Source organism: Streptomyces sp. CA-135486 (genome assembly GCF_050936555.1).
Taxonomy (GTDB): Bacteria; Actinomycetota; Actinomycetes; order Streptomycetales; family Streptomycetaceae; genus Streptomyces.
This window is the reverse complement of the sequence record NZ_JBNJMM010000001.1, coordinates 3,863,603-3,875,466: the sequence shown is the minus strand read 5'-3', so window position 1 is coordinate 3,875,466 and position 11,864 is coordinate 3,863,603. Positions and strand designations below refer to the sequence as shown.

Annotated in this window: 9 protein-coding genes and 2 pseudogenes; 7 read left to right on the top strand and 4 right to left on the bottom strand. The window is 69.9% G+C overall.

Annotated elements, in window-relative coordinates; genetic code table 11:
- Positions 1-31 precede the first annotated feature (31 nt).
- A complete protein-coding gene (locus ACQEVG_RS17455; protein WP_432984130.1) occupies positions 32-457 on the top strand; it encodes an effector-associated constant component EACC1 in 426 nt (141 codons plus the stop codon).
- Positions 458-526: 69 nt separating this feature from the next.
- Here ACQEVG_RS17455 and ACQEVG_RS17450 read toward each other — a convergent pair whose 3' ends face one another.
- Entirely contained in the window at positions 527-1,393 is an 867-nt protein-coding gene (locus ACQEVG_RS17450) for a UbiA family prenyltransferase (RefSeq protein WP_432984127.1), read from the bottom strand.
- Positions 1,394-1,511: 118 nt separating this feature from the next.
- Here ACQEVG_RS17450 and ACQEVG_RS17445 point away from each other — a divergent pair, with 118 nt between their 5' ends.
- The 4 genes from ACQEVG_RS17445 to ACQEVG_RS17430 all read left to right on the top strand — a co-directional run bounded on the left by ACQEVG_RS17445 (position 1,512) and on the right by ACQEVG_RS17430 (position 5,109).
- Positions 1,512-2,567: a type III polyketide synthase gene (locus ACQEVG_RS17445; protein ID WP_432985437.1), complete on the top strand. Its 1,056-nt coding sequence runs from the start codon at positions 1,512-1,514 to the stop codon at positions 2,565-2,567.
- A 12-nt stretch (positions 2,568-2,579) separates the two neighbouring features.
- Entirely contained in the window at positions 2,580-3,107 is a 528-nt protein-coding gene (locus ACQEVG_RS17440) for an isoprenylcysteine carboxyl methyltransferase family protein (protein WP_432984124.1), read from the top strand.
- Positions 3,104-4,117: an NAD(P)/FAD-dependent oxidoreductase gene (locus ACQEVG_RS17435; RefSeq protein WP_432984121.1), complete on the top strand. Its 1,014-nt coding sequence runs from the start codon at positions 3,104-3,106 to the stop codon at positions 4,115-4,117. The genes ACQEVG_RS17440 and ACQEVG_RS17435 overlap by 4 nt, the downstream gene beginning before the upstream one ends.
- 296 nt (positions 4,118-4,413) lie before the next feature.
- The gene (locus tag ACQEVG_RS17430) at positions 4,414-5,109 is read left to right on the top strand and encodes a YqjF family protein (RefSeq protein ID WP_432985434.1); all 696 of its coding nucleotides are present in this window, start codon (positions 4,414-4,416) and stop codon (positions 5,107-5,109) included.
- A 125-nt stretch (positions 5,110-5,234) separates the two neighbouring features.
- Here ACQEVG_RS17430 and ACQEVG_RS17425 read toward each other — a convergent pair whose 3' ends face one another.
- From ACQEVG_RS17425 to ACQEVG_RS17415, 3 genes are all read right to left on the bottom strand, one after another.
- Positions 5,235-6,281 (bottom strand): NlpC/P60 family protein, encoded by a 1,047-nt coding sequence (locus ACQEVG_RS17425; RefSeq protein ID WP_432984118.1) that lies wholly within the window; start codon positions 6,279-6,281, stop codon positions 5,235-5,237.
- 175 nt (positions 6,282-6,456) lie between these two features.
- Entirely contained in the window at positions 6,457-9,399 is a 2,943-nt protein-coding gene (locus tag ACQEVG_RS17420; RefSeq protein WP_432984115.1) for an AfsR/SARP family transcriptional regulator, read from the bottom strand.
- Between the two features lie 236 nt (positions 9,400-9,635).
- On the bottom strand, positions 9,636-10,499 hold the full coding sequence (locus tag ACQEVG_RS17415; RefSeq protein ID WP_432984112.1) for a hypothetical protein: 864 nt from the start codon (positions 10,497-10,499) through the stop codon (positions 9,636-9,638).
- A 441-nt stretch (positions 10,500-10,940) separates the two neighbouring features.
- Here ACQEVG_RS17415 and ACQEVG_RS17410 point away from each other — a divergent pair.
- Positions 10,941-11,165: pseudogene (locus ACQEVG_RS17410) on the top strand (AfsR/SARP family transcriptional regulator); the annotation flags it as partial.
- 6 nt (positions 11,166-11,171) lie between these two features.
- Positions 11,172-11,735 (top strand): annotated as a pseudogene (locus ACQEVG_RS17405) (AfsR/SARP family transcriptional regulator); the annotation flags it as partial.
- Between the last annotated feature and the right edge of the window lie 129 nt (positions 11,736-11,864).

Sequence of the window (11,864 nt, the reverse complement as noted above, 5' to 3'; positions counted from 1 at the left end):
TTTCGGGCCGCCGACCGACCACGGAGTCGTCATGGAGAACATCACACTGGCCCTCACGGGGGCCGGCTCGCAGCCGACCGGAGACGACGAGCTGCGCGACCTCTTTCGCCGTCTGAGGGCGAATCCTGAGATGGAGACCGTACGCCTCGAACAGGCCGCGGCGGTGCCGGGAACACTCGGCGGAGGCATCACGGCGGTGGAAGTCGTCGTGACCAGCGGCGCGCTGACCGCTCTGGCGTCCGTACTGAGGGTGTGGCTGCGTACCCGGGCATCACGGGTGAAGATCTCCGTGCGCCGGCCGGACGGCTCCCGGGAACCCCTGGTGGAACTGGATGCCGGCAGCGTTCCCGGATTCGACGCCGCCGCCTTTCAGAGCCTCTTCACCCAGGCCATGGACGTGGTCGCGCAGACGCCGGAAGGCTCTGGCACACCGGAGCCGACGCAAGGGAGTGACTGAGCAGCTCGGCCGGCAGCCGCTCGGCAACGGCCCAGCGCCCGGGCGGCTGGTGCTGGATTCCTGGCCCGGTCACGCAAGGCTGGTACCACGCACCAGAAGCAGTGCCAGATCCGACGTCGCGACGGCGACCGCCCCGGCGAACGCTGCCTTGCGCCAGTACCGGCCCAGTGCGAGACCCGCGATCGCTGTCAGGGGTGCCGCGGCGAGCGCGGCCACTCCCCACGTGCCGGCCGGCCCCGCAGGTCCGAGTACCAGCACCGCCGTTGCTGCCAGCAACGGGACCGGCAGCAGCAGCCGGGTGCCGGCGATGCCGAGCCGGTGCGGCAGACCGCGCACTCCGGTCTCCAGGTCGTCGGCGATGTCCGGGAGTACGTCGCCCAGGTGGGCCGCGATGCCGAGCAGTGCTCCGGCTGTCATGGCCCACCACGCAGGCCGGGGATGGCCCGGCAGGCTCAGGGCGACAACCGCGGGCAGACTGCCGAATGCGACCACGTACGGAAGCCAGGACAGCGCCGTAGCCTTCAGCCTCAGGTTGTACAGCCATGCCGATGCCACCGCGGTCAGGTGCACCGTACCGGCGAGCACACCGCAGGCCAGCGACAGTGCCACACACAGCGCGAGTGCGGCGTGCGCCGCCGCCCACACCGCGCTCCGGCTCACCGCACCGTCGGCCACCGGCTTGCCACGGCGGCCGGCCGCGGCATCGCGTCGGGCGTCGAAGGCGTCGTTGCACCAGCCGATCGAGAGCTGTCCGGCCAGCACGGCCGAGCCCAGCAGCGCACAACGGGCGCTGGTGAGGCCCGCACTGACGGACAGTCCGACAGCGAGGACGGTCACAGCGATCACCGGCCCCGGATGACACGACAGAGCGAGCCCCACCGCGCGGCGGAACGACCAGGCGGCCGCGGCGGACAAGTGCTGGTCCGTAGTGCCCACGGGGCGAGCGTAGGCAGTCCGTCCCGGATCCGTGTGACCGCCGCACGGGTTATTTACGGTGTTTCGTTCCTACGCGCGGGCACAGATGGGCCATGACGCCTCCGAAGCGATCACCGGGATGACCCGGATCGCAGCCGTTCACGGCTCCCTCGCAGCGCATCGCCACACCCAACGCGAGGTCACCGACATGGTGGCTCGTATCTGCCTGCCCCCGGGTGCCGACCGCCGTGTCCTTGACCGGCTCCACGAGAACGCACAGGTGCGCACGCGGCACGCGGTGCTGCCGCTGGAACGCTATCCCGAGCTCGACGGTCTCGGCGCCGCCAACGACGTCTTCATCCGCGCGGCCGCCGATCTGGGCACCGAGGCAGTACGCGGTGCACTACGGACCGCGGGGCTGCGGCCGGCCGATGTGGATCTGCTGATGTTCACCTCCGTCACCGGCATGGCCGCACCCTCCATCGACGCCCGCCTCGTCGGGCGGCTCGGCCTCCGACCCGACGTGAAACGACTGCCCGTCTTCGGCCTCGGCTGTGTCGCGGGTGCCGCCGGCCTGGCTCGCCTGCACGACTACCTGCTCGGCTGGCCGGACCATGTGGCCGTGCTGCTCTCGGTCGAACTCTGCTCCCTCACCTTCCAGCGCAATGACGCGACGCCCGCCAACCTGGTGGCGACCGGGCTGTTCGGCGACGGGGCAGCCGCCCTGGTCGCCGTCGGCGAGCGACGGGCAACGAAGGCCGGACCCGAAGTGGTGGCGACCCGCAGCCGTATGTACCCGGACACCGAATGCGTGATGGGCTGGGACATTCAGAGCTCCGGCTTCAAGGTGGTGCTCGACGCGGCCATCCCCGACGTCGTCCGGCAGTATCTCGCCGACGACGTCCACGGGTTCCTGGAGGAACACGGCCTCAAGCCCAAGGATGTGGCCCACTGGGTGTGCCATCCCGGCGGCCCCAAGGTGCTGGAGGCTGTCGAGGAAGTCCTCTCGCTGCCCGAAGGTGCCCTTGACGTCACCTGGCGCTCGCTCGCCGAGGTGGGGAACCTGTCGTCGGCCTCCGTCCTGTACGTCCTTCGGGACACGCTGGAGCAGCGACGGCCCGAACCGGGAACGCCCGGCCTGCTGATGGCGATGGGCCCCGGATTCTGCTGCGAACTCGTGCTGCTGCGCTGGTAGATCGGAGGACCCGTGATCTGGTACACCGCGCTGGTGCTTGCCGTCGCGGGCGAGCGTTGCGCCGAAATCGCCGTGGCGCTGCGCAACACGCGTTGGAGCCTGGCCCGCGGCGGCAAGGAGAGCGGCAGCGCCCACTACCCGGCGATGGTCGCCCTGCACACCGCCCTGCTGGCGGGCTGCCTGGCCGAAGTCTGGCTGGCCGGCCGCCCGTTCCAGCCGCTGCTCGGATGGACCATGCTGGTCTTCGTCGCCGCCGCGCAGACGCTGCGCTGGTGGTGCATCCGTACGCTCGGACACCGGTGGAACACCCGCGTCATCGTCGTACCGGGCCTTCCCCTGGTCACCGGCGGGCCCTACACCTGGCTGCGCCACCCCAACTATGTCGCGGTCGCCGCGGAGGGCCTGGCGCTGCCGCTGTGCCATGGCGCCTGGGTGACGGCCGTCCTCTTCACCCTGCTGAACGCGACGCTGATGGCCGTACGCATTCGGTGCGAGGACGAGGCGCTGACCGCCGCGGCGGCAGCGGAGGCACGGACGTGATCGACCTCCTGGTGGCGGGCGGCGGCCCGGCAGGCCTGGCGGCGGCGATCCATGCCGCACGGGCGGGAATGGAAGCCGTCGTCGTCGAACCCCGCGCCGCTCCCGTGGACAAGGCCTGCGGCGAGGGCATCATGCCCAGTGGTGTGGCGGCGCTGGGTTCGCTGGGTGTCGAGGTGCCCGGCCACGACCTGCGCGGCATCCGCTACATCGAGGGGGCGCGTCTTGCGGAGGCGGAATTCAGGGACGGCCCCGGGCTCGGCGTGCGACGGACCGAGCTGCACGCCGCCCTGCACGAACGGGCCGCAGAACTCGGAGTGCGGATCCTGCCGGGCAAGGTGCGGGAGATCCGCCAGGGCCACGACCGGGTCCGCGCGGCCGGGCTGACGGCGCGTTGGCTCATTGCCGCCGACGGCCTGCACTCCCCGCTTCGCCGCGAGCTCGGCCTTGCCCTTCCCCGGGGTGTACCGCGCCGCTACGGCGTCCGCCGCCACTTTCGCATCACCCCATGGACGGACTTCGTCGAAGTCCACTGGTCGCGACACGGAGAGGCGTACGTGACTCCGGTAGGGGACAGCCTGCTGGGGGTCGCCGTACTCAGCCGCGACCGGCGCTCGCACGATGAGCACCTGACGGCGTTTCCCGCCCTTGCCGCGCTGCTCCAGGGCCGGGGGATCGGTGCGGTACGCGGCGCCGGTCCACTGCGCCAGCGGGCGCGGACCCCACGGGCCGGGCGAGTCCTGCTGATCGGTGACGCGGCGGGCTACATCGACGCGCTGACGGGCGAAGGCATCGCCCTGGCCATGGCGACGGCCGCGGCGGCGATCACATGCCTGGCGGCCGACCGCCCGCAGGACTACCCCGCGCGCTGGGCCCGGCTGACAAGACGCCACCGGGTGCTCACCGCGGGCCTTGTGCGAGCGGCCCGGCACTCCGGGACGGCCCGCCTGATCGTTCCGGCGGCACACCGCGCACCGGCGCTCTTCAGAGCGGCGGTACACGCGTTGCAGTAGGGGCCGACCACCGCATCTCGCCCCGGAACGGCGGAGGGGCCATTCCCATGCCGACGGCGGACTCTCCGGGGCGCCGGGGTCCGTTCGCCGAGGACGCCCCGAGGGGCGCCGGCCGTCCCGGACCGCACACCGGTGATGCCCGTACTGCGGTCCCGGCACCCGCCTCGCTGTCCTTGATGCGAACCCTCCCCCGCCGACCGCCGAGCGGAATCTGCGATGCTGAAAGGGTGACGTACACGCCCCGTGTTCCGCAGTCCATTACGGCCGACTCGCCCCACCCCTACGTCAGCCCGCTGATGACCCAGTCCTGGCTGGACCTGGCCTTCCTGCACTGGGCGGCCGATCCGGCCGAGGTAGCACCCCTGCTGCCGACCGGGACCGTTCCCGACTCCCTCCACGGAGTCACCTACGTCGGGCTCGTCGCCTTCCGGATGCACCGGGTGGGGTGGTTCCGGCTCCCCGGCGTCCCCTACCTGGGCACTTTCCCCGAGACCAATGTCCGTCTCTACTCACGGGACGATCACGGGCGGCGCGGGGTGGTCTTCCGATCGCTCGATGCCTCCCGGCTGATCCCGGTGGCGGTCGCACGAACGGTGTTCCGGCTGCCGTACCTCTGGTCCCGCATGGCGATTCGGCGCGACGGTGACACACTCACGTACACCAGCAAGCGACGATGGCCGGGTCCGCGCGGCGCACACAGCCGGATCGTTCTTCGGGTCGGTGAGCGGGTCGAGGCTCCCAGCGAGCTCGAACACTTCCTGACCGCCCGCTGGGGCATGCACAACACCTTCTTCGGGCGCGCGGTGTATCTGCCGAACACGCATCCGCGCTGGCCCCTGCACCGTGCCGATCTCCTCGAGTGCGACGAGAACCTGGTGGCGGTGGCGGGACTGCCCGAACCAACGGGAGAGCCGGTCAGTGTGCTCTATTCACCGGGCGTCCCGGTCCGCTTCGGCCGCCCGGCCCGCCCCGGCGGCATCCCGACGCCCTGAGCGTCCCGAAGGACGGCCGGCGGCTTGACCCGCAGAGCCGGACGGATGGCGGCCCGGCCGGTCCGGTTCATGGAAAGTCTCGGTCCGGGCGGCTGATTCCGGCAGGCGGTGACAGCGCGAATCCGTCATATGTCGGGACGTACCACTCCGAGGATGACCATCGAGCCGGCATCGGCGACGGTGACGTTCCGCCCGGGCCGGGGTGCGTGCACGATCTTGCCGTGGCCGACGTACATGCCCACGTGGCTGGCGTCCTTGTGGTAAATGATCAGATCGCCGGGGCGCATGTCCTTGATGTCGATGCGTGCAAGCTGCCGCCATTGTTCCTGCGACGTGCGCGGGATGGGGCGTTTCGCGGCGGCCCAGGCCTGTGACGTGAGTCCGGAGCAGTCGTACGAATTCGGTCCCTCGGCGCCCCACTCGTAAGGCTTGCCGATCTGCAGGATCGCGTATGCGAGGGCTTTCTCACCCTGCGCGCTCGCCTTTGACTTGATGTCCTTGAGGACACCGGAGCTCAACCACGCCGATTGTGCTTCGGCCCCGGCTTTCTGTTCCATCGCCAGGAGCCGGTCCAGCTCATCCTTCTTCAGCTTCGATTCGAGTTTTTCCGCAGCGGAGATACGTTCTTCGATCTTCGCCTGGGCATTCGCCCTGGCCTTGCGGCTGGCCTCCAGCTTCTGCAACTGGTCCGAGGCCTCCTTCGCCTTTTCCCGCAGGTCTTTCTGTGTTGTCGTCAGCGCGACCAGCAGGTTCTTCGTACCCTGCTGGACCTGGTGGGCCAGACTGACGTTGTTCAGATCCTGCGTGGGATCGTCGCTCAGGAACAGATTGACCTCGGGCGGCAGACCGCCGTCGCGGTACTGGAGGCGAGCCGCCGCGCCCGCGTGTAACTTCAGCGTCTCCAGCTTCTTCTTGCCCTCCGCGACATCCCTGGCGAGCGCGGTCACGCGCGTGGACTGTTCGTCTGCCTTCTCCTTCGCGGCGTTGTACGCATCCGTGGCGACCTCCGCGTCGTGGTAGAGACGGTCCAGTTCCTCGCGCACCTCGGCCAGGGACGCGGGCCGGTCCGGGTGCGGTTCCGTGGGAAACGCGAATGCCGCCCCCTGCGCGGTCAAGGTCACCACACAGACCAGGGCCGCGGCCGCTGTCGTCCGGGTTCGGTTTCCGGGCATGCTCCGCCTCATCTTGACTGATGCTCTGTCATGCATTCGGGGTCACGGATGCCGTGCCGCCAGGCGGCACCGCAGACAGAGGCAGGAGAGCCAATCGCCTGCCGCCCCTACAACGGGCGCATCGCTACAGATGGTTCAGAAAGGCGGACACCATCGCCGAACGGCGGCGAGAGGTTCAGGCCGAGCGAGCGGGCTCCGTGAGGAGCCTGTGCCGGAGCCGTTCGGCCTCGTCCTCGTCGGCCATGTCCAGTCGGATACAGATGTCGTGTGCCTGTTGCCAGCAGGCACGCGCCCAGGACTGATGTCCCATCCGGATCAGCGCGTCGCCGAGCGTCCGCGCGCCGATGACCTCAAGACGGTAGTACGACAGCTCCCGGCTCAGCGCGATACCCCGCTCGGCAAAACGGGCGGCCGACTCGGGCTGGCCCAGGTCCAGGTAGGTTTCAGCGCCCCTGATCAAGGTGGCGGCCTGTATGAAGCGCTGTCCGTCGGCGCCGAGGTTCTCAAGAATTTCCTGGTGTCTGCGCAGAGCCTCCTCCGGCCAGCCCAGCCTGCGCACTACCTGCGCGAGCCGGTACAGAGCCAGTACTCTGCCGTGCTGATCGTCGAGGCTCTCGTACAAGCCCAACTGCCGTTTGGCGTCCCCGAGCAGCGACCTGTCCGATTCTCCGAGCTCCAGTCGTGCCTGGATGATGTTGCCCAGCGCGAGTGCCTCGACCGATCGGTCTCCTATGGCGCGGGCGATGGTGACGGCGCGACCGCCCAGCTCCACGGCTTCGCGTCCGCGTCCGGCATGGCCGTGCAGGATCGCGTAGACGTTCAGAGCCATGGCGTGAACCGTGTGGTCGCTGGTGCCGACCGAAAGGTCGACTGCGCGGCTGGTCACGTCCCGTGCGCCTGCGCTGTCGTCCACCCAGATCAGCGCGCCCCCGAGCATGTACGAGACGCGCCTCTCGGCGCGACGGTCACCCGTACGGCGGGCCACGGCCGCCACTGTGCGTGCGACGGGGATGACATCCCCCCAACGGTGCTCGGCCATCAGCACTGGATCGAGCGCCAGTATCAGATCGGCCGCGCCCGCCGTGTCCGTGTGGGCAACCTGCTCCACCACTTCCAGCGCCGCGGTCAGTTCCCGGGCACCCCAGGCGCATGCCTCCTCCGCATCGGCAAAGGTCACCCCCCGGTGCTCGGTGGGCACGAGCGACACAGGGATGGTGTGTCCCGGGCGGATCAGGCAGTACGCGTTGCGGGCCGTGGCCACCAGCAGGTCCAGCAGACGCGTGAGCGCCGCGGCGCGAGTGGCCGCCGACTCCTCCTCCTGGGCGCGCTGCCGGGCGAACAGCCGCAGCAGATCGTGGTACCGGTAGCGTCTTCGGGTCGGTGATTCCAGCATGCCGACATCGACCAGCGATTCGAGCAGGGGCTCGGTCCGCTCCGGGGGCAGATCGAGAACGGCCGCCGCGTCGACCAGGCCGAAGGTGTTCGGCGCAGGCAAGGCCAACAGGCGGAACGCTCGCGCCTGTTCCTCGTCGAGTTGGCCGTAGCCGTGCCGGAAGCAGGCTTCGACGGCCAGGCCCTCGATCCGCAGCTCGCCCAGGCGCTGCCGCTCGTCCTTGAGCTGGTCGAGCGTTTCCGTGATGCTCCACTCCGGCCTGACCGCGAGCCGGGAGGCGACGATCCGTACGGCCAGCGGAAGCCCGCCGCACAGGTCGACAACGCGCAGGATCGCCAGGCGCTCGGCCGCGGTCCGGGGCCCGCTCACGATACGGGCGAACAGGGCCGCTGCCACCCGCGGCCGGAGGACTTCCACTGATACACGTCCGGTGGCCGGAAGCGCGGCGAGCCTGGACCGGCTCGTCACGATGGCGGCGCAGCTGCCCGAGCCGGGGACGAGCGGGCGGACCTGCTCCGTGTCGTGGGCGTTGTCGATCACCACCAGAACCCGCCGCCCGGCCAGGATCGAGCGGTAGAGTGCCGCCCGTTCCACCAGGCTCTCCGGCATTCCCTGGTCCTTCTCCCCCAGGGCTCGCAGGAATCCCCCCAGCACGGCTGCCGGGTCGGCCGGTGTTCCGTCGACGCCGCGGAGGTCCGCATACAGCTGCCCGTCGGGGAAGTCGTCGCTCAACTTGTGGGCCACGTGCACGGCCAGTGTGGTCTTGCCTGCTCCGCCCATGCCGGTGAGGACGGCGACCGGGACGGCCGTCCCGGGGTCTTCCAGCAGGACCGCGCTCAGTCTGGCCGTCTCCACCTCACGGCCGGTGAAGTCGGCAAGGTCGGAGGGCAGTTGGGCGGGCCTCACCGCCGATGTCCGAGGCGTGGGCTCGGCCGGTGGCGCCGAGAGGGACGGGTCTGCCGCCAGCACGAGTCCGTGCAACTCCCGTAGTGCGGGACCCGGTTCGATGCCGAGCTGCTCGATCAGCGTGTGTCTCGTGTCGTGGTAGACCCCGAGTGCTTCCGCCTGTCTGTCGCAGCGGTACAGCGCAAGCATCAGCAGCAGACGTAACCGCTCTCTCAGCGGATGCGCCGCGGTGAGTGTGATCAGCTCGGATACGACGTCCCGGTGACCCCCGAGTTCCAGATCCAGGTCCACTCGGGTCTCCGTCGCGCTCAACCGCAGCTCGGCCAGCCGGGATCGTTGTGCGTCGGCGAAGGGACCGGGAACTCCGGCCAGTGGGACGCCTTTCCAGCGGTCCAGGGCCGTACGCAGCAGGTCTCTGGCCGCAGGGGTGGCACCGTTGGCGCTCAGCTCTCGGGCTTCGTGCAGGTGGTGCTCGAATTCGGTGAGATCCATTGACCCGTCGTGCAGGCGGATGGCATATCCGTTTGCGACCGACACCAGAACACGGGGAGCTTGGTTCTTCTCCCGGTCCGGTTCGAGTACACCACGCAACCGCGAGATGTAGGTCCGCAGCACCGAGACGGCTCCGGACGGCGGATCCTCGTCCCAGACGGCGTCGACGAGTTCTTCGACGGTGGCGGGCCGTCCCTGCTTGAGCAGCAGTGTCGCCAGTACGGCCCGCTGCTGCGGCGACCCGAGCGGCACTTCCCTGTCGCCGCGCCACGCCTGTATCGGCCCCAGAACCGTGAACCGCAGCTCGGCAACGCCCGTTGATCTCATCGGTGTTCCCGCCCCTCAAGAAGCGTTTCTACCGGTCGACCGTATAGGCCTGGACCAGAGAGTGCGGAGGGTTACGTTCGGCGATTCGGGTATCCGGCCAATAGAGCGAGCCTCTCCAGCGACATATATCAGGATATTCAAGGCGGTTGTCTGGACATGATGAGTCAAGCCTCACAGGGCGCAGGGCGTCCCCATGGGAGGACCACTCGTTCGTCCCGGGCCCTGCGGCACAGTACTCAGAGGCGCTCCTGACCGCCCGCCCACTGATACGTGGAATGCGTGGAAGCGGGGGCGTCCACCTCCTGTGCCACTACCGCGCCCAACGTCACGAGGCGGCGTTGCACCTGCTGCATAGCCTCGGTGTACGCGGGCGTCATCAGGCCTCTGTCCTCGATGTAGGTCCACAGGTGCAGTAGTTCGCGGCCGTGCGCCGCGGCGGCCCGGTCGTCGTGCAGCCGCTGCCACGCGGCCGTAGCCCTCATCACATCGTCCCGGGCGCGCGTGTCGCCCAGTCCGCAGCGGATCCGTGCGACTCCCATGGACAGCACGGTGGCCAGCCGGTGGTCGCCGCCGAGGTGCGCGACGTACGCCTCCATCGCCCGGGCCTCCACAGAGTGGGGATGATCGGCGCCATGACTGCTGGTGAGGTGCTCGCGCAGCGCGGCGGCGAGGACTGACGCGTGGTCCGTTTCCCCCTCCGCGACGGCTTCTTCGATGCGACGCAGCCGGTCGGCGAGCGAGGCAGGTACAGGGGTTTCCACGGCGGTGTCCAGCGCGGCACCCGCGTCGGCGTGGTGGCGATCCGCCCGGTCGCCGGCCCCGGTGGTTGCGGCCTCGTCCTCGGCCGGTCCGGGAATGCGGCTGGATCCGTCGGGCGCCACCTCGATACGGAAGGTGCGGGCATCCGGGCGGTCGAAGACCGTCGCCTGCACCGGCCCCTGCCGGGTGCGCGCATGACTCTGCAGGAGATCGAGAATCGCTTCGTGGACGCTCTGCCCCTCGGTCACCGCGACTCGTTCGCCGTTGACGACGGCTGAGCCCTCATCGGAGACGTACACGTCGAAGGGGGAAAGAGCAACGGCGGGATCGGAAAGTGTCATGACTGTCCCTTCGCAAGGCGTGAACCGGGGGTGCCTTCATGCCCTCGACGGATTCGCGGCGGCGTCGGTTCACCGGCGAAGAGGTTCGGCGCGCCGCGCAGTTGTCCGGTCGCGACCGACAGAGGGTGTTGCTGCCGGGACCGTGTCAGACAGAGGTCGCGCACATCGCCGGGTCTGCCACCGGTGGCCTTCCGGTCGTTTTCGGTCGCCTTCCGGTCGCTTTCGGTCGCCTTCCAGCCGTCCCCGCGTTCGCAGCTCCCCGCAGGCCGCCCGGCCCGACCTCGGCGGCTGCGCCGATCAGCGCTCCGGAATTCCGCAACTGCCTGGCCCGGTGCTGTTATTGGGGCCTGTTGGAGGTCGTGCCCGATTCCTGTCGGTAAGGCCTGCGGTTATGGACGACCCGCTAGGGTCCGACACGTGAACCTATGTTCCCCTGATGATATGAGGTTCTCCGTCCTCGGTCCCGTGCGGGCGTGGCGCGGCACGGCGGAGCTGGGCCTCGGTTCGCCCCAGCAGAAGGCGGTGCTTGTCACGCTGTTGCTGCGGCGAGGGCACCCTGCCGCGGCCGGAGAACTGGTCGACGCGCTGTGGGGCGAGGACTCGCCGCCGGGCGCGGTCTCGGTCCTGCGTACGTACGTCTCACGCCTGCGCAAGGTCCTGGAACCGGACCGCGTGCCGGGCCAGAGCCCGGGACTGGTGGTCTCGGTCGCCGACGGCTACGCGCTGCGCGTTGCACAGACCGCCGTTGACCTGGGTGTCTTCGAGCAGCGAATGGCGCGGGCCAGGCAGCTGAGGGCCGCGGGCGATCTGCCGGAGGCCGGGGAACTGCTGCACATCGCTCTCGACGTCTGGTCGGGCACACCGCTGGCCGGGATACCCGGGCCGCTCGCCGAGGCCGAACGGTCCCGGCTGGCCGAACGGCGGCTGAACGCGCTGGAGACCAGGATCGAGGTGGACCTCCAACTGGGGCACCACTCCGAACTGGTGCCGGAACTGAAGGCGCTCTGCGGCGATCATCCGCTGCGGGAGCGGCTGTGTGAGCTGCTGATGCTTGCCCTGTACCGCTGCGGACGGCAGGCGGAGGCACTGGAGGCGTACCGGACCACCCGGCGGAAACTGGTGGCGGAGCTCGGCATCGAACCCGGTCCCGCGCTGCGCGAGACGCATGCGCGACTGCTGGCCGCGGACCCGGTGCTGACCGCGTCCGGCCGCCCGGCCGCCGACCTGGTCACATCGGCTGGGCCGGTACCTGTCGGGCACGGGGGCCGGGATCCTGCCGTGGGCCCCCGTGCGCCCGAGGAGGCGACCGCCGGTGCTGGTTTGGATGCCGGTCCCGGCACGGCTGCGGGGGCGGACGGATGGCGG

Bases quoted from the DNA above. Each gene is read 5' to 3' on its own strand.
- ACQEVG_RS17425 (WP_432984118.1), bottom strand. From the start codon at position 6,281: ATGCCCGGAAACCGAACCCGGACGACAGCGGCCGCGGCCCTGGTCTGT.
- ACQEVG_RS17445 (WP_432985437.1), top strand. From the start codon at position 1,512: ATGACCCGGATCGCAGCCGTTCACGGCTCCCTCGCAGCGCATCGCCAC.
- ACQEVG_RS17420 (WP_432984115.1), bottom strand. From the start codon at position 9,399: ATGAGATCAACGGGCGTTGCCGAGCTGCGGTTCACGGTTCTGGGGCCG.
- ACQEVG_RS17430 (WP_432985434.1), top strand. From the start codon at position 4,414: ATGACCCAGTCCTGGCTGGACCTGGCCTTCCTGCACTGGGCGGCCGAT.
- ACQEVG_RS17415 (WP_432984112.1), bottom strand. From the start codon at position 10,499: ATGACACTTTCCGATCCCGCCGTTGCTCTTTCCCCCTTCGACGTGTAC.
- ACQEVG_RS17455 (WP_432984130.1), top strand. From the start codon at position 32: ATGGAGAACATCACACTGGCCCTCACGGGGGCCGGCTCGCAGCCGACC.